Origin of the sequence: Haladaptatus sp. AB618, assembly GCF_024136965.1 — an archaeon.
Taxonomy (GTDB): Archaea; Halobacteriota; Halobacteria; order Halobacteriales; family Haladaptataceae; genus Haladaptatus.
This window is the reverse complement of the sequence record NZ_JAMYJX010000004.1, coordinates 25651-43515: the sequence shown is the minus strand read 5'-3', so window position 1 is coordinate 43515 and position 17865 is coordinate 25651. Positions and strand designations below refer to the sequence as shown.

Sequence of the window (17865 nt, the reverse complement as noted above, 5' to 3'; positions counted from 1 at the left end):
ATGATTTCAGATGACCTCCTTCCGTCGTAAGTACTCCTTGGCGACCGTCTGTGGGTTCTTCTTCGCGATCGCCACCTGCTTGTTGAGACGCCGCATCACATCCGTCGTGAGGCCGTCACTGGCCTCGTTCAGTGGCGATCGAATCTCGGGATGGTTCTCCAACGTCTCGCTGTCCACGAGTGGTGCGGCGTTGTACACCGGGAAGTAGCCCTTGTCGTCTTCGAGCACTTGCAGATCGAACTGGATGATCCGCGGGTCGGTATTGAATCCGACGCCGACGTCGGCGGACCCCTTCCCGATGACTTGATACAGGAGTCCGGAACCGATGTTGTCCACGGTTACGTTTCCGAGGTCGTCCGCGAATCCATAATGTTTGCTCAGGCCCGGCCAGCCATCAGCCCGACTTTGGAATTCGGCGTTCAGGGCGACGGTCAGATTCGATCCGTCGTTCCCCAGAAAATCGGCGAAGTCGGACAGCGTCTCGACGCCCGTCTTCTTCGCCCAGTTCGGATTCGCGAGGATGACGTACGTATTGTTGAGTTGGGCACGCTGCAGAAACGTCAACCCGTGCTTCCGTTTGAACTCCGCTTTCACTTTTCGATACAACTTCCCTGGGTCGGAGATAACCGTATCGTGTTGTGGCGGGAGCGTCTGCCACGCTGTACCGGTGTACTCCCAATACAGTTGTACTTCTCCGGAGTCGAGTGCGCGAAAGTTCGTCGTCGTCCCACCGAGACCGATCTGATCGTTGATGGGGAGGTCGGTGTTCGAGGAGAGCGCCTCGTACGCGATGTATCCGAGAACTTCCTGTTCGGTGAACCGTTTGGAACTCACTTTGATCGACCCTCCCTTGAGTTCGGTCGCGAGGGTGAGACACCCCGAAAGCGCTCCGACACCTGCCGTGCCGGCAAGACCACCACCTGCCTTCAGGTATCTCCTTCGTGTGACTGACCGTGGCATACCCCGTCTTTGTACAAAGAGGGGCCTAATAATTGACCCGTACTAGTTCATCATTTATAAGCAACGACGGATTAGTCTATTCCTGACTCATCAACACTGCCGACTATTCCACACCGGATTCTTTTCGCGTGCCAGAGTGAGGGATTCCGGCGTTACTGGAGCGGAAACGACAGCACTCCCGTCGGTCGTCTTCGACACGATATCCCCCCGCGGCCCCACGATACAGCTTTCGCCTGCGTGTTTTCGACCGGCCTGTGTCCCGACGTGGTTCGACCCGACCACATAACACGTCCCATCGAGCGCTCGTGCCCGGCACAGTAACCGCCAGTCCCGTTCGAACGATTGTCGCCACGCCGCACTCACGGCGAGAACGTCACAGTGATCCCGTGCATACGTGAGGGAAAGTTCCGGGAAGTTCAGATCGTAACAGAGCAACAACCCGACCGTCCCGGCCGGAGTATCGACGGTCACCGGTTCCGTTCCGGCGTCGAAACAGTTCGCTTCGTCGCCCCACAATCGCCGTTTTCGGTAGGTCGCGAGAACGCCGTCTTCGCCGACGTAGACGAGCGAGTTGTACACCGTCCCGGTATCGACTTCGGGGATGCCGACGACGAGATCGACCCCCACGTCACGGACGACGTCCGTCAACCGGTCCGTAATCGGCCCCGGAACCGAGGTCCGATGGGTTGGTACCGCCGTAAGATCGTATCCGACCACACAGAGCTCCGGAAAGACGGCGAATTCGACGCTTTCGGGCAGTTTTCGGGCTAATTCCTCGATCGCTTCGATGTTCGTGTCCGGTCGACTGACCGTCGGCTCGAACTGGCACGTCGCGACCCGGGGAACCGTCATGGTTCCATCACCTCACGGGAACTTCGCATTGGTCGTGATAGAGTGGAGATCACAGTAGCCGTTCGCACCTACATCTCAAGGGCTTTTACCCACGTCGTGATTCGGGAGGGCACTTATACCCGTTACAAGTTCGCCCTGACCTATAACGGGACTTCGGAAGTCTGTTTTTTCAATCGATGACTAGACGACGAACGCAACAGTCCACCGATGGCGCACCGACGCTCATCGACTGCGACATCCACCAGCGATGGAAAGACGAATCGGAGATCATCCAATATCTCCCCGAACAGTACCAAGATCGAGGTCTCCAAGCGCCCGAAATCCTCTACGATAACGTCGCGGAATTCTCCCGACGGGATGCGATCCCGGACGACGGGAGCCATCCGGGTTCGGACATCCCGAAGATGAAAGAACAGCACCTCGAAGAGTTCGGAGTCGATTATGCGATCCTGACGGGGAACTCGTATCTCAACCTCACGGCCCTGCCGAACGACGATTACGCCGCCGAACTCGCCGTTGCGAGCAATCGATGGGCGATCGATCGGTGGCTTTCGGAGGGAGGACCCTTCGTCGGGTCGCTCCTGGCGGCACCACAGAAACCGAAACGGATGGCGGAAATGATCCGGAACCTCGGGCAACATCCGCGCGTCGTCCAAGTCGTCATGCCGATGGCGGCACAACTTCCGTACGGGCACGAGTACTACTGGCCGATGTACGAGGCCGCCGAAGAGATGGGGCTTCCGATCGCACTCCACCCGTACACGGAAGGACACGGTGTCACTCGACCACCGACCGGTGCCGGGTATCCACGCACGTATTTCGAGTGGCACACGCTCCTCGGAACGTACGCGATGGGCCAACTCGTCAGTCTCGTCGCGGAAGGCGTACTGCCGTCGTTCCCCGGTCTCGACTTCGTCGTCATCGAGGGCGGTCTCAGTTGGGTGCCACACTTCCTCTGGCGGATGGACAAGGACTGGAAAGCGCTCCGGGCACAGGTTCCGTACCTCGAAAAACCACCGAGCGAGTACGTCAAAGATCAGGTTCGATTCACGACACAACCGATCGAGGAACCCGACGACCCGAACCATCTGCTCCAAATCCTCGAGATGATGGACGCCACGGAGACGGTCATGTTCGCCAGCGATTATCCGCACTGGGATACGGATTCACCCCTCTACGCGCTGCCGCCGATGTCCGAGGAGATGGAGGCCGGGGTAATGGCCGGAAACGCACAGGAACTCTACGGGCTCCCGGACGATCCGGCGAGCATCCCGACCAAATGAGGTGTCATTCATGAAAAAGCGATTCGAAATCTGTCCCGTGTCCGAACTGCCCCCGGGTGAGCGAAAGATAACCGAGTTGAACAGTATCTCGGTTGGTGTGTTCAACGTCGATGGCGACTACTATGCGCTGAAAAACGATTGCCCGCATCAACGTGCGCCGCTCTGTATGGGAAAAGTGACCGGCACGACCTCAGTCGAACACACCGGGAAGGTGAACTGGGAGGACAACGGTCACATCCTCCGCTGTCCGTGGCACGGTTGGGAGTTCGACATCGAGACGGGGCGTTCCGTGTTCAATCCGCACAAGGTCCGTGCTCGTTCGTTCGAAGCGACCGTCGAGTCGACTGACGATGGCTCATCGGATACACCTGAGAGCACATCGGGGGCCAAAGATTGCGCCTGTGGTTCGAACGCTGACGAACCGCCGGTTGCCACCTACGAGGTCACCGTGGAAGACGAAGTCGTCGTCGTTTACCTCTGAGATGACGGACCATTCGGCGGACACGGATAGTGCAGTCACGTTCGTTCGATCGGCGACGTTGGAAGATGCCCCGGCGTCAGTGACGCAAGCAGTCAGGGTTCGAGTCCTCGACACGCTCGCCGCGATCACGGCCGGATATCGGCAAGCGGGAATCGATATCGTCCGTAACTACGCAGTGGATCGGTTCAGTGGGACGTCGACTGCTGCAACGCTCCTCGACGGCAGCGGGACGAAACTCCACCCGGAGGGCGCAACCCTCGCCAACGCGACAGCGGCGAACGCCCTGGATATCGACGACGGCCATCGCGAGGTGAAAGGTCATCCCGCCGCAGTCGTCGTCCCAGCGGCACTCGCCGTCGCGGAAGCCGTGGATGCGACCGTCGATGCGTTGCTCGATGCCGTCTACGTCGGGTACGAACTCGGCGTTCGGGCCGGATTGGCCATCCACGAGATCGACGGAGTGTACACCGGGACCGGATCGTGGGGTGCGATCGGTGCCGGTGCGGCCATTGCCCGTCTCCGAGGGTTCACCCGAGAACAAACGGCGCATGCGCTGGGGATCGCGGAGTACCACGCTCCCAGGACACCCATCATGCGCGGCGTCGAGCAACCGGGGATGACGAAGGACGGTATCGGATGGGGGTCGTACGTCGGAGCGGTATCGGCGCAACTCGCCGAATCGGGATTCACGGGATCCGGAACGGTCTTCGACGAAACGGATATCGACGCCGTTGACTCGCTCGGAGACGTTTTTCACGTCACGGAGGGGTATCTCAAACCGTATCCGTGCTGTCGATGGGTACAACCCGGCGTCGCGGCCGCGCTGTCGCTGTTGGAGACGACGGATATCGACCCGACGACTATCGAGGCGATTCGTGTTTTCACGTTCGAAGAGGCGACACACCTTCGAACGCGAACGCCGGACACACCGGAAGCGGCACAGTACTCGTATCCCTTCCCGATCGCGGCGGCACTCACCCGCGGACGGTTCACGCAGGAAGAGCATCGACCGGAAGCGCTGGCGGATTCTGCCATCGTGGCGCTCTCGAATTCCGTCGATATTCGTGTCGAGGAAGCGTTGAACGAACGGTTCCCGAGCGAGTGTTTGGCACGTATCGAAATCGACACCGAGCGCGAAACGTTTGCTTCCGGGGTTACCCGTCCTCCCGGCGCTCGGGAGCGACCGCTCTCGGACGAGACGAGGCGTGAAAAGGCCCGACGCCTCGTCGCTCCAACGCTCCCACGTTCGGCGATTGACGAAACCGAACGGCACCTTCGATCGGATACGTCCGTGGCGACGCTCCTCGAACCGTGGCGCTGAAACGGGAGAAGCCCTTGCCGACGGGTGGCTGAACCGTGTACCGGGACTGCCATGTGGTAACGAAGAGCACTTATGAGGGGTACCGCATTGTCTTCAGTACGATGTTAACCTCGGAGGTGCGCGTCCGGTACGAGGGTGATTGGACCGCCCAACTTGCAGAATATGATGTTTTCGGGGAATTTATCGCTTCGACGTTCCGCAACCATCGCTATATCGGAATGCTGGCACTGGAGACCAACGATTACGAGGGAACCGTCGAAGTCATTCGATCACACAAAATGGTCGATACCATCGACGTCGTCGAACGGTACCGAACGGGTGAGGGACGGTACGCAGCGACGATACTGCTCCGTGGTCGTCTCACCGAACTGACCCCGCTTCAGGCGCTCATGTACGAGGGATATCTCCCCATCGGCCCGACGAAACTCGAAAACGGCTGTGAATATTTCAATTTGCTTCTCGGGGACCGTGACGAGTTGACGACCGCGATCGAACTACTCTCGGAGTTTGGGAGCGTCTCGGTCGAACGAATCACGCGCGATTTTCGCCGGGAGATCATGCCGAGCCGTGCTGAATGGCAGGAACTCCTCGAATCCATCCCGCCCCGTCAACGTGAGTTTTTGAACACGTCCGTCGAGAACGGATATTTCGAAATCCCGCGGGAGGTGACGCTCGAAGAACTCGCGGAGGAGATGGACATCACGAAAACGACTGCATCGAACCACCTCCGCAAAGCCGAACGAACGCTGATCGCATTCGTCCTCCCATACATCAATCTCGCCGTCGGCGACGGTGATTCGCTGTAGTTGCTGTGATTCCCGACCTGATCTCCGCGAGATAGGAGCTTTCGAGTGGCACGCTTACCGTCGTTGATCGCTTCTTTGAACGATAGCTTCGGATACCTTGGTTCAACGGACAGTGTCGATTCGATGAGAGATGAGAAACGCGTGACGAGAATTATGCCACTAGGTAACACTTAACATTGTACGGGTTGGGTAGGAACACGAGTCTACGGACTCGGACAGGAGCATACAGGCATGGAGTTCGAGGGTGAATTCGAACTGGAGGGGGTAGAGCCGGAGGACGCCTGGGTCGTATTGTCGGATCCCGTCGCCGTTCGGGATGCGCTGAAGGGATGTCGCTACATCGTCCCGATGGAGGACGGCAACTTCGATTTCGACAATTACGAACCTGAGGAGGACGTCCCGACGTTGCCCGACGTCGATCCGGAGGTCGTTGCGGATCGAGCGTTCGTGGAAGGGGGCAAGTACGCGGCGTTGATGCAGATCGGCGTCGGGAGCGTGAAACCGCGATTCGAAACACGGGTCACCATCACCGAACGGGAGTATCCCAAAATGGTGGCAACCGGCGGTGGTGCCGCCTCGGACAGCAGTTTCGAGATGGAATCCGGAATGACCATCAGCGAGACCGACGCCGGGTCGAAGGTCGAGTGGTGGACGGGAGCCGACGTCTCCGGGCGAATTGCACAGTTGGGCGGCCGAGTGCTCAACCCGGTCGCCGACAAGATAGTGAGCCAGTTTTTCACGAACATCCAGCAGCAGATGTCGGACGTCGACGAGAGCGAACAGGGACGGAGTATCACGAACCGACTCAGGAACTTGCTATGAAAGCCGCACAATTCGAACATCACGAACCGACGACCGTCGACGAGGCGGTGGACCTCCTCGGCAGTCTCGACGAACCGACCATCCTCGCCGGGGGACAGAGCCTCGTTCCCCTGATGCGGTTTCGGCTGGCCCGACCGTCGACCGTCGTCGATCTGAACCGCATCGAGGATCTCGACTATCTTCGCGAGGAGGATGGGTATCTGAAGATCGGTGCCCTCACGCGGCACGTCGAGATCGAGGAATCGCCGCTCATCGCCGAGAAGTACGGCAGTTTTGCCGATACCGCACCGCTCGTCGCGGATCCGCAGATCCGCAACCGCGGAACGGTCGTCGGATCGGTTGCCCAATCGGACCCGAAGGGCGACTGGGCGACCGTACTGTTGGCTCACGAGGGAGACGTGGTCGCGCAGGGACCTGACGGCGAACGCGTCATCCCCGCGGACGAGTTCTTCCTCCTCCCCTACGACAACAACCTGGAGGAGGGGGAACTCGCCACCGAACTTCGAGTACCGGTGCCGCCGGACGACGAGGGGAGCGCGTATCACAAACTGAAACGGAAGGTCGGCGACTACGCGATGGTCGGAGTGGGTGCCCGTGTGAGAGTGGACGATGGCGTCATCACCGATGCGACCGTCGCACTGACGGCGGTCGACATCACGAACGTTTCCGTTCCCGACGCCGCCAAGGCGCTCGAAGACGAATCGCCCAGTGCCGACCTGTTCAAGCGGGCGGGTGAACTCGCCGCGGAGGCGTCGAATCCCGAAGCCGACGAACACGGGAGCGTCGAATACAAGGAAAACATGGTCCGAGTCCTCACGCAGCGGGCGCTTGCCGACGCAACGGAACGGGCGGGAGGGGACTGACATGAACCAGACGAAGGACATCACACTCACGATCAACGGAACCGAACACGAACTGAGCGTCGAGCCACGAGAGCTACTCGTACACGCGATTCGGGAGAACCTCGACCTGACCGGCACGCACATCGGCTGTGACACCGGGAACTGCGGGGCGTGTACGATCAACATGGACGGCGAAGCCTACAAGTCGTGTCTCCTCTTCGCCGTGCAAGCCGACGGAAGCGACATCACGACCGTCGAGGGAATGGGGAGCCTGGAGGAAGCGGGAATGGGAGAGAGCGATCTCCACCCGATTCAGGAGGGCTTCCGCCAGATGCACGGCCTCCAGTGTGGCTACTGCACGCCGGGCATGATCATGGCCGGAAAAGCCCTGCTGGACGAGAACCCGGACCCGACGGAGGCGGAGATTCGCGAGAAGATCAGCGGCAACCTCTGTCGATGCACGGGCTATCAAAATATCGTCAAGTCCATCGAGTACGCGGCGGACGTGCTCAACGGCCGCGAACCGTCGGAGTCGCCCGTCGAAAACGAACAGACGGACGCCGAGGCGGAGGCCACAGCGACGGACGGCGGCGAAGCGACCGACGATGGCAAGGTGACTGACGGCGGCAAGACGATGGGATGCGGGGCGGACTCCTGCTGCCGGGATTTGTCGGGGGACAGAACGACAGACGGGACCCGGACCGCGGACGACGGAGGTGACTCCCCATGAGCAGCGAGTTCGATCGCAGCGAAAAACCGGACGAGGGGTATCGACACGACGCCGACGGCGGCCCGCACCCCGAGGCCGACCACGGACACGGTCGTGGTGGCATGGGCCAGGAGGTAAAACGCAAGGAGGACCGACGGTTCATCACCGGCCGGGGCAACTACGTCGACGACATCAAGAAGGACGGGATGCTCCACTGCGAAATCGTCCGCAGTCCGTACGCCCACGCCCGGATAAACGACATCGATACCAGCGGGGCGGAAGCGCTCGATGGGGTCGTCGCGGTCCTCACCGCCGAGGACCTCGCGGCCCACGACCTCGCGACGATGCCGACCCTGATGTCCGACACGCAGGACGTCCTCGTCTCCGATAAAGTGAAATTCCAGTCGCAGGAGGTGGCGGCCGTCATCGCCGAGGATCGCTACATCGCCAAGGACGGGGCCGAGAAGGTGCGCGTCGATTACGAGACGCTCGACCCCGTCGTGGACGCGAAGGCGGCGATGGAGGAGGACGCGCCGCTGGTCCGCGACGACATCGAGGGACAGGAGAGCAATCACATCTTCACGTGGGAGACGGGGGACGAGGACGCGACGAAGGCCGCCTTCGACGATGCGGACGTCGTCGTCGAGCAGGACATGTACTACCAGCGTATCCACCCCGCACCCATCGAAACCTGCGGCTGTGTGGCCGACTGGGATACGGCCAACGAGAAGATGACCGTCCACATGACGTCCCAGGCACCCCACGCCCATCGGACGCTGTTCTCGATGGTTTCCGGAATCCCCGAGAACAAGATTCGAATCGTCAGTCCCGACGTGGGCGGCGGGTTCGGCAACAAGGTGCCCATCTACCCCGGCTACGTCGTCGCCGCCGCGGCGTCGTACGTCATCGGTCAGCCGGTGAAGTGGGTCGAAGAGCGGTCGGAGAACATCCAGACCACCGCCTTCGCCCGCGACTACGACATGACGGGTCGTATCGCGGCGACGGAGGACGGCATCATCGAGGGCGTCGACGTCGACGTGCTGGCGAACCACGGGGCCTACAACGCCGCGGCCCAACCCTCGAAGTTCCCGGCGGGCTTTTTCAAGATATTCACCGGGTCCTACGACATCGACGCCGCCCACGGCAAACTCGAAGGTATCTACACCAACACCGCACCGGGGGGAATCGCGTATCGGTGTTCCTTCCGCGTCACCGAGGCCATCTACCTCATCGAACGGATGGTGGACGTCCTCGCCGACGAACTCGACATGGACCCGGCGGAGGTCCGGCGGAAGAACTTCATCCCGAAGGATTCGTTCCCCTACGATAGCGCCACGGGATGGACCTACGACTCCGGCGACTACACGCGCGCCCTCGACAAGGCCTTGGAGGGAGTCGGCTACGAGGAACTCCTCGAAGAGCAACAGCGGCGCATCGACGAGGACGAGGAGAAGTTGCTCGGCATCGGACTCTCGACGTTCACCGAAATCGTCGGTGCCGGTCCGGGAAAGCAGTGTGACATCGTCGGCGTCGAGATGTTCGACTCCGCCGAGATTCGCGTTCATCCGACCGGGAAGGCGACGGTCGGCATCGGCGTCCAGACGCAGGGACAGGGCCACGAGACCACCTTCGCACAGATCGTCGCCGAGGAACTCGGTCTCGACGTGGACGACGTGACGATCGAACACGGCGACACCGACTCCGAACCGTACGGCCTCGGGACGTACGCCTCGCGGTCGACTCCGGTCGGCGGGGCCGCGACTGCGGTCGCGGCGCGGAAAGTGCGTGAAAAGGCAAAGAGCATCGCCGCTAACGAACTCGAAGTCGCCGAGGCGGACGTCGCGTGGGACCGAGATTCGGGGTCGTTCCACGTCGAAGGCGCTCCCGACCGGTCGATGTCGATAACGGAAATCGCCGCCGCCTCCTACATGAACTCTCCCGCGAATCAGGAACCGGGTCTGGAGGCGGTCGATTACTACGACCCGCCGAACATGACCTACCCGTTCGGGGCGTACGTCTGCGTCGTGGAGATCGACCGCGAAACCGGTCACCTCGACATCCAACAGTTCTACGCGCTCGACGACTGTGGGAACCGCATCAACCCGATGGTCATCGAGGGACAGGTCCACGGCGGCGTCGCACAGGGGATGGGAACCGCGCTCCTCGAACACGTCACCTACGACGAAAACGGCAACGTGACCGGGGGAGACTTCATGAACTACCTCCTCCCGACCGCCGCCGAAATTCCGCACATCGACACCGACTACACGGTCACGCCGTCGCCCCACCATCCGATCGGAGCGAAGGGCGTCGGCGAATCCCCGACCGTCGGGTCACCACCCGCTATCGTCAACGCCGCCGTCGATGCGTTGTCTCACGCGGGCGTCCGTCACGTGGATATGCCACTGACGCCCGACCGCGTTTGGGAGAAGTTGGACGAAGCGGGTCTCTCGTGTGAGCCAGCGGATCACGTCGATGTCGACACCGAAGAGGCCGATGCCGACTGATCCGGTCTCGGCGGCGACATCCTCTTTCGCACGCGACCCGTGTGTACTAGTAGCACGCATCAGAAGATGACGACAGACAGACCACCCGACGACGACCCGACCGAACGGGACGCCACCTCGCCCGAGAAGGTGGACCGACTGGCCAGCGAGTGGCGCGAAGCTGGCCGTTCGTTCGCCGTGGTGACCGTCGTCCGGCGAGAACCACCGGTCTCCGTGAACGTGGGTGACAGAGCGCTCGTGACGCCCGACGGGGAACTGGTGGGGTGGGTCGGTGGTGCCGCCTGCGCACAGTCGGTCGCCGTCCGCGAAGCCAAACGCGCCCTACGGACGGGAAAATCGGCGCTGTTAGGATTGGCACCTGACCCGGACACCGTCGCTCGTCCCGGCCTCGACGCGTTCCCGATGACGTGCCACAGCGGCGGCGTCCTCGAACTGTTCGTCGAACCGGTGATGCCGACACCGCGACTCGTGGTCATCGGCGACTCGCCGATGGCACGCTCACTCGCTCGACTCGCGGGCGACATGTCGTACGTGGTGACCGTCGTCGCCGATTCGGAGACCGGCCCTCGGGCGGACGAGACGATCACCCCCGACGACGAGGGTGTCGTCGAACGGATCGAGGGGGCTGAGGCTATCGTCGTCGCGACGATGGGGGCGTTCGACGAGAGCGGGATCGAAATCGGGCTTCGAGCGGGGGTTCCGTACGTCGGACTCGTCGCCAGCAGGAGACGGGCGAAGAACCTGTTCGAGGACGTGGCCGAGCGCCTCGGCGTCGACGCCGACGACGTCGCCGACGCGGTGGTCGTCCCCGCCGGTCTCGATCTGCGAGCCGAAACGCCCGAGGAGATCGCACTGAGCATCCTCGCGGAACTCGTGGCGGCCCGACGCGGTGCGACGGACCGTCCGCCCGTCCCGAGCGAGGGAATCGAAACCCGAACCGAAAGGGACGAAGCGGCGAACGACGGTGAGGAAGCGAACGCGGACGCGGATGAGAATGAGGGCGTGGACGAAAATGAGGACGTGGGCGAGGATGAGGGCGCGGATGCGAATGCGAAGAACGGGGAAACGGTGATCGATCCGGTCTGCGGCATGGACGTCGTCACGGACGAGGCCGCCGCGACGGTCGACCTCGACGGCGAGACCTACTACTTCTGTGGACAGGGATGCGCCGACGCGTTCGAAGACGACCCCGAACGCTTCCGCATGGAGGAGCGACTCAGATGAACGAACGAGCGGACGATGATCCGTTCGCCGACCTGACCCAAACCGACCTCGGGGAACGGTTTGCGGAGACGGGGTACGTGGCCGATGACGAACTGCTGACGACCGTCTTTTTGGCCCTCAAACTCGGCAAGCCGCTGCTCGTCGAGGGCGATCCGGGGAGCGGCAAGACCGAACTCGGGAAGGCGCTCGCCGACGGGTTCGACACGGAACTCATCCGCCTCCAGTGTTACGAGGGACTGACCGCCGAGAGCACGCTGTACGAGTGGAACTACACGAAGCAGTTGCTGGCGATTCGATCGGGTGAGCGATCGATCGACGAAACGAACTCCGTCTTCGATTCGGGGTTCCTCCTCGAACGCCCGCTGTTGCAGGCGCTCACACACGATGGCGTCACGCCGCCGGTACTCCTCATCGACGAAATCGACAGATCGGACGAAGAGTTCGAGGCGTTCCTCCTCGAACTGCTCTCCGACTATCAGGTCAGCATTTCGGAGTACGGCACCGTTACCGCCCAACGACCCCCTATCGTCGTCATCACATCGAATCGGACACGGAGGGTGAGCGATGCACTCAAACGACGGTGTCTCTCCCTCCACGTCGAACCACCGTCGTTCGAAGCGGAGTGCCAAATCGTCCGGCGGAACGTTCCCCACCTCGACGCCACCGTCGCCAGCGAGGTGTGTGGTATCGTCCGGCGTCTCCGTGAGGAGTCGTTCCTCACGGGACCGGGCGTCGCCGAGACGCTCGACTGGGCGCGAGCGGTCGCAACCCTCCGGAGCGATGCGGAGATGGAGAATCTCAGTGCCACGACAGTCGAGCGAACGCTCATCGAACTCCGAGCGGAGGCGGCCGAGCGTGCACTCGTCGATACCGACCACCTTGACCGACTGGTGACCGCCGCCAGCGAAGCGGGCCGACGAAACGGGACGGAAACGGATCGAGTCCCGGCGACGGTCGGTGAACGTCGTCCGGACTTCGTCGGCGCACGCGACCACGTCATCACACAGGTCGTCCGCTTCGCACGGACGCTCCGATTTCACGGCGTCGACGTACCCGTCGACGGGTCGCTTTCGGCGGTCGAAGCGCTCGCGGCGACGGGGTTCACCGACCGAGGCCGCGTCCGCGCCGCGACGCACGCAACGCTCGTCTCCGACCCGCACGACAGCGAGGTGTTCGACGAGCGTTTCCCCGTATTCTGGTACCGTCTCAAGACCGGTCTCGAAGCGATTGCCACGGCGGATGACATGAGTCGCCCCATCGAATCCGGTCGGCCATCCGAACATCCACCCGCCGACGCTTCCACGGACTCCGAGTCGAAGGAACTGCTCGAAGATGCTCTCGGCGATGTGGGGAAGGAGACTCCCTCCGAGTCGGCGATCAGAACGCGGAGAATCGCCGACGAGACCGAGAGCCCCCTCGAACGATTCCTCGATGACCACCGTTCGGGGACGTTCAGCGCGAGCGGTGAAGGGCAAGAGGTCGAAGACGAGGGAAACGGCGACCGTGCTTGGACGACAGTAACGCGGTTCGAACGCGCCCTGGCGACGCTCTCGGGACGACGGTGGCACCCGGACCGAACCGGGTACGCCATCGACGCGCGACGACTGCTTCGAGAGAGCCTTTCGACGGGCGGCGTCCCCCCCGTCGCTTCCGACGCGGGACCGGCGGGTGAGCGAGGTCCGCGCGTGCGTCCTCGTGGACGTGAGTCGGTCGGTTCTCGATGCGATCGACCGGGGGTTCCTCCTCACGTTTCTGGAGTCACTCGTACGTGACTGTCGGTCAGTCAGAATCTTCTTCTTCGATACGGACATCGGGGAGGTAACTGACGTCTTCGAACGGGCCGACGACGATCCGGCAACCGCGCTCGAACACGCCGAGGTGGTGTGGGGCGGCGGCACGAAAATCGGCGCGTCGCTGTCGACACTCCTGACACGGTGGCCGACCGCCATCGACTATCGGACGGCGACGCTCGTCGTTAGCGACGGCCTCGACGTGGGTGACATCGACGACCTCGAAGCGGCGATGGCACGGCTTTCCCTTCGCTCGGGGTCGATTCTGTGGCTGAACCCGCTCGCCGCCTCACCGGCGTACGAACCGACCTGTCGGGGAATGGCCGCCGTCCTCCCATACGTCGACGGCCTGTTCGCCTTCGCCGGTCCGCAGGACGTGGCGGAGGTCGCGCGGCAACTCGACCGATACGGACCGCGCGGGCCGATGGGCTTCGAATACGATTTCCGCGAGCGAGTCGCGGGGGGAGGTGTCACTGCTGGATGACCGAACCGCGCGATACCGACCTCGTGGACCGAATCTATGCCAGCGTTCAGGGGACGGCGACGACCGCGACGGCTCCGCGCGTGACCGTCGGCGAGCGCGTTGTTCTCGTCGAACTCACGCACCCCGACCACGGTCACCTCGCGGGGGTCGCCCATCGGCCGCGGGGCGAGCGCCCGGAATCGTGGCCCGAGAACGTTTCCGCGCTCGCATCGCTGGCGACCGACGGGAACATCGACGGAAAGGTACGCCGAGCCGTGGGTATCGCGACGCTGAACGCCCTCTCCGCCCCCGAAGTCGAGTGGCAATCGGGCGACCCGATGGCGTCCCTCGACGACGCCGTCGCCACGATCGCCACGGTCGGCCTGTTCCGTCCAGCGTTCCGGAAGTTCAGCGCCGTCGACGTACGCGTGGTCGAACGCGAGCCACCTGATTCCGTCACGTCGCCGGACGACGTGACCGTCGATCTGTTCCCGCCGGACGAGTGTGAGACGGCGTTTGCGGGTGCGGACGTCTGCTTTATCACCGGGTCGACGCTGGTGTACGGGGGATTGGATCGCTATCTCTCGGCACTGAGATCCGCCGACGTGCCGCTCGTCGTCCTCGTGGGTGCGACGGCATCGTTCGTCCCCGGTCCGGCCTTCGATGCCGGTGTCGACCTCGTGGCAGGGGCGCGAGTGCGAAATCCGACGAGCGTTCGAGCGAGTGTGCGAGCGGGAGACTGCGGGACCGACCTGCACGACAGCGGACTGGAGAAGGTGTACGTCGCCCGAAGCGCGGTGCTGCCGGGGCTCGGACTGGACGGCGAACAACCGGACGAAACGAACGAAAGACCATCCGAAACAGGACAATCAAAACCATGAACAAAACCGACAACGATTGGAGTACACCGGAGAACGAAGTGTTACAACGAGCCCGTGAACTCGTGGAACGCGGCGACCGAGGCGTCCTTGCTACCGTCGTCGACGTCGAAGGGAGCGCGTATCGTCGCCCGGGAGCGAAGATGCTCGTCTCCGAGGACGGGACGGAAGTCGGCCACATCACCGCTGGCTGTCTGGAAGACGAGGTTCAGCGTCTCGCCGCGGACGTGCTCGCATCCGGGGAACCGCGCCTGGAGACGTACGACCTGATGCCCGAAGCGGACGACGACGTCTGGGGACTCGGCGTCGGGTGTAACGGCGTCATCGACATCCTCCTCGAACCGCTCGACGAGGGCTATCGACCCGTCCTCGATGCCGTCGGTGACGGCCGCGACCTCGGCGTCGTCACCGTCACCGACGGTCCGGGCGACCTGGTCGGAACGCGGGCGTACTACGACCCCGAAGCGGACGGTTTCGACGTGGACGACGACGCGGAGTTCAGTTTCGATCCCCTTCAGGAGGTCGTCGCTCCCCTCCTCGCCGATGGTACCTCGGAAACCGTCGTCGTCGATGACGTCTCGATTTTCGTCGACAGCCACCGCTCGCCCGACGACCTCGTGGTCGTCGGCACCGGAAACGATGTTCGACCGATCATCGAACTCGGGACGATGGCGGACTTCCGCGTAACGGTCGTCGGCTTCAGGGGAGCAACGGCGACGTCCGACCGCTTCCCGAACGCCGCCGACGTGCGTTCCACGTCCCCCGCACGGATCCGTGACACGCTCAACTTCGACGCGGACACCTACGTCGTCGTCGCCACCCACAACTTCGTCGACGACCGGATCGTCGTCGACGAACTCCTTCGGACCAAAGTGCCGTACATCGGTCTCATGGGTCCCCACGAGCGGTTCGAAGAGATGCTCGATGACTTCAAAACGGAAGGGAAAACGTTCAGCAGCGACGAGCTAACACGGTTGTTCACTCCAGTGGGACTCGACCTCGGTGGCGGGTCGCCGTATCAAATCGCGCTCAGTATCGTCTCGGAAATCGTCGCCGTGCGTAACGACCGAGACCCGAAGCACCTCAGGGAACGCGAGGGAACGATCCACGACCGGGTGACGCCGTCGATGGATACCGATTGAGCGATGCCCCGTGGAATGCCTCGATTTGACCGACGAAAGGCCTCCGTTCACTCGTTCTGCGCGACGTGGTGAGTCACGTCGTCGAGCGTGAACAACCGTACGTCGTCTCTCTCGGACACCGCCTCACGAACCGATCGTGTCGCGCCATTTCGCGTAAAGAGGGCGTATTTTCTTGTGGGAGTCTCACCCGAATCCGGTGACCAGCGAATTTCTTCCGCGTGGGTTTCGAGTGATGCGAGCGCGCTGTAGTCGAGCGGCGCGGCCGTGAATTTGCACTCTCCGGCGACCATCGTTCCATCCGTGGTGAATCCGACGGCATCGACCTCGTGATTCTTGTACCACCATCGGCCGATGTCGAGAAACGTCTTCTCCGGGTACAGGCGAGGGAGCGCTTCTTGACACAGTACTTCGAACTCGGGGCTGACGAAGTCAGGGAGTTCCGGTTCGATCACGGCCTCGTAAGCGTCTCCACCCAACCGTTCGTACCGATCTTCGTTCCCGTAAACGAACCGGAACCAGAACCGAAACAGTGGATCGAGAATACGGTAGCGGCCACGACGCGATTTCGACTTTTCCTCGGTCAGTGGTACCTCCCGTTCGATGAGGCGGAGCCGTTCTAACTTCTGGGTGTACGTCGAAATCTGTTTTCCGTCGATGCCCACCGCCTGTGCGATCTCGTTCGATGCCGTCTTCCCGGCCGCAATTGCGGTGAGGATCGCGAAGTACCGATTCGGGTTCGTGAGTTCGGTTCGCAGGACGTACTCCGGTTCGTTGTGGAGATACCCCCGCTGTGAAAGGATTTCGTCCGTGAGAACCGTTCCGAGGTCGTGATCGAGTTCGATACCGTCGAGATAGTACGGAACGCCGCCGAAGATGCCCCACGTATAGATTCTCTCTTCCGGCGAGTAGCTGGTCGGGACGAACTCCTGCGCGGCAGTGAAGTCGAGGGGTCGAAGATCCAACCGCTCCGTGAATCGGCCATACAGAGGACTGTTACCCAACAGCGTCGCCTCTTCCATCATACTGATCGACGATCCAACCAAGATGAGTGTCCCCGCGGTATCCCGAAACCGCTGATCCCACAGCCGTTGAATGACCGAGGGAAGACTTTCGTCGGCATCGATGAGGTATGGGAATTCATCGAGAACGACGATTCCGTCTCGGTCACCAAGGTAGCCGAGGAGAGCCTCCCAATTTTGCTTGATCTGAGTAATGCCCGGGAACGATTCCGACGCGACATCGACGAACTCGTCGAGTTGTATTTGGGGTGTCGTCTCCGTCGCTTGGTACAGGACCGCGTCGTCTCTCCCCGCGAGCGAGTGCTGCACCAGTTGCGTTTTCCCGAGACGACGACGGCCGAAAACGACGACCATTTCGGCTTCACCGGAGGTGTAGCAGTCCCGTAACCGTGACAGTTCGGCCTCCCGATTCACGAATCGATCCATGAGCTACCTCGTTCCCGTAGCAGGATAATACTTCCGAATAGCCTAAATAGAAATAGCCTAATTGAAAATTGGCTATTTGGAAAGAGGTTATTTCGGTCGTCGAATGACGGTAGAAGCAGTACTAGATTCGTCTTAACGGGTGCACCATCCGGTTTTGCACGCTCATCGATGCAGAAGACACGGAGCATGACAGGTCGGGGGCCTTCCAAAGCCCTCCAGGCAAACACGACGTTCACCCCGACCAGCCGTATTATTAATACTGACCAACAATAACGGTTTTCGACGTTTCTTGACAAACGAGCCCGCATCCTGACCGGGGAATCATCGATACGGACGAAAA

15 protein-coding genes and 1 pseudogene are annotated in these 17865 nt (G+C 61.9%); 13 read left to right on the top strand and 3 right to left on the bottom strand.

The features are described 5' to 3' along the window. Nucleotides 1-6: 6 nt before the first annotated feature. Together NKF26_RS13585 and NKF26_RS13580 are read right to left on the bottom strand one after the other, a co-directional pair. A complete protein-coding gene (locus tag NKF26_RS13585; RefSeq protein WP_253225624.1) occupies nucleotides 7-960 on the bottom strand; it encodes a glycine betaine ABC transporter substrate-binding protein in 954 nt (317 codons plus the stop codon). Nucleotides 961-1050: 90 nt separating this feature from the next. Then, the gene (locus tag NKF26_RS13580) at nucleotides 1051-1812 is read right to left on the bottom strand and encodes a carbon-nitrogen hydrolase family protein (protein ID WP_253234444.1); all 762 of its coding nucleotides are present in this window, start codon (nucleotides 1810-1812) and stop codon (nucleotides 1051-1053) included. A gap of 176 nt (nucleotides 1813-1988) precedes the next feature. Here NKF26_RS13580 and NKF26_RS13575 point away from each other — a divergent pair, with 176 nt between their 5' ends. The 13 genes and pseudogenes from NKF26_RS13575 (at nucleotide 1989) to NKF26_RS13515 (ending at nucleotide 16080) form a co-directional block, all read left to right on the top strand. Then, nucleotides 1989-3095 (top strand): amidohydrolase family protein, encoded by a 1107-nt coding sequence (locus NKF26_RS13575; RefSeq protein ID WP_253225622.1) that lies wholly within the window; start codon nucleotides 1989-1991, stop codon nucleotides 3093-3095. Nucleotides 3096-3105: 10 nt separating this feature from the next. Continuing rightward, complete coding sequence (locus NKF26_RS13570) at nucleotides 3106-3576, top strand: Rieske (2Fe-2S) protein (RefSeq protein WP_253225621.1); 471 nt, start codon at nucleotides 3106-3108, stop codon at nucleotides 3574-3576. Between the two features lies 1 nt (nucleotide 3577). Beyond that, nucleotides 3578-4897: an MmgE/PrpD family protein gene (locus tag NKF26_RS13565; protein ID WP_253234443.1), complete on the top strand. Its 1320-nt coding sequence runs from the start codon at nucleotides 3578-3580 to the stop codon at nucleotides 4895-4897. 101 nt (nucleotides 4898-4998) lie between these two features. Continuing rightward, the gene (locus NKF26_RS13560) at nucleotides 4999-5703 is read left to right on the top strand and encodes a helix-turn-helix domain-containing protein (protein WP_253225619.1); all 705 of its coding nucleotides are present in this window, start codon (nucleotides 4999-5001) and stop codon (nucleotides 5701-5703) included. Nucleotides 5704-5934: 231 nt separating this feature from the next. After that, nucleotides 5935-6525, top strand: a complete 591-nt coding sequence (locus tag NKF26_RS13555) for a CoxG family protein (protein ID WP_253225618.1) — start codon at nucleotides 5935-5937, stop codon at nucleotides 6523-6525. Next, nucleotides 6522-7388, top strand: coding sequence for a xanthine dehydrogenase family protein subunit M (locus tag NKF26_RS13550; protein WP_253225617.1), 867 nt, complete (start codon nucleotides 6522-6524; stop codon nucleotides 7386-7388). Before NKF26_RS13555 ends, NKF26_RS13550 begins: the two co-directional genes overlap by 4 nt. Before the next feature lies 1 nt (nucleotide 7389). Beyond that, nucleotides 7390-8097: a (2Fe-2S)-binding protein gene (locus tag NKF26_RS13545; RefSeq protein ID WP_369682145.1), complete on the top strand. Its 708-nt coding sequence runs from the start codon at nucleotides 7390-7392 to the stop codon at nucleotides 8095-8097. Then, nucleotides 8094-10583, top strand: a complete 2490-nt coding sequence (locus NKF26_RS13540; protein ID WP_253225616.1) for an aerobic carbon-monoxide dehydrogenase large subunit — start codon at nucleotides 8094-8096, stop codon at nucleotides 10581-10583. The genes NKF26_RS13545 and NKF26_RS13540 overlap by 4 nt, the downstream gene beginning before the upstream one ends. A gap of 66 nt (nucleotides 10584-10649) precedes the next feature. Then, nucleotides 10650-11807 carry an XdhC family protein gene (locus NKF26_RS13535; protein ID WP_253225615.1) on the top strand — a complete coding sequence of 386 codons (1158 nt, stop codon included), beginning with the start codon at nucleotides 10650-10652 and terminating at the stop codon, nucleotides 11805-11807. Further along, nucleotides 11804-12595: pseudogene (locus NKF26_RS13530) on the top strand (AAA family ATPase); the annotation flags it as partial. The gene NKF26_RS13535 and the pseudogene NKF26_RS13530, both read left to right, overlap by 4 nt. 880 nt (nucleotides 12596-13475) lie before the next feature. Further along, complete coding sequence (locus tag NKF26_RS13525; RefSeq protein ID WP_253234442.1) at nucleotides 13476-14081, top strand: VWA domain-containing protein; 606 nt, start codon at nucleotides 13476-13478, stop codon at nucleotides 14079-14081. Further along, the gene (locus NKF26_RS13520) at nucleotides 14078-14941 is read left to right on the top strand and encodes a DUF364 domain-containing protein (RefSeq protein ID WP_253225614.1); all 864 of its coding nucleotides are present in this window, start codon (nucleotides 14078-14080) and stop codon (nucleotides 14939-14941) included. The genes NKF26_RS13525 and NKF26_RS13520 overlap by 4 nt, the downstream gene beginning before the upstream one ends. Beyond that, entirely contained in the window at nucleotides 14938-16080 is a 1143-nt protein-coding gene (locus NKF26_RS13515) for an XdhC family protein (RefSeq protein ID WP_253234441.1), read from the top strand. The genes NKF26_RS13520 and NKF26_RS13515 overlap by 4 nt, the downstream gene beginning before the upstream one ends. Before the next feature lie 47 nt (nucleotides 16081-16127). Here NKF26_RS13515 and NKF26_RS13510 read toward each other — a convergent pair whose 3' ends face one another. Continuing rightward, nucleotides 16128-17525 carry an ATP-binding protein gene (locus NKF26_RS13510; protein WP_253234440.1) on the bottom strand — a complete coding sequence of 466 codons (1398 nt, stop codon included), beginning with the start codon at nucleotides 17523-17525 and terminating at the stop codon, nucleotides 16128-16130. Between the last annotated feature and the right edge of the window lie 340 nt (nucleotides 17526-17865).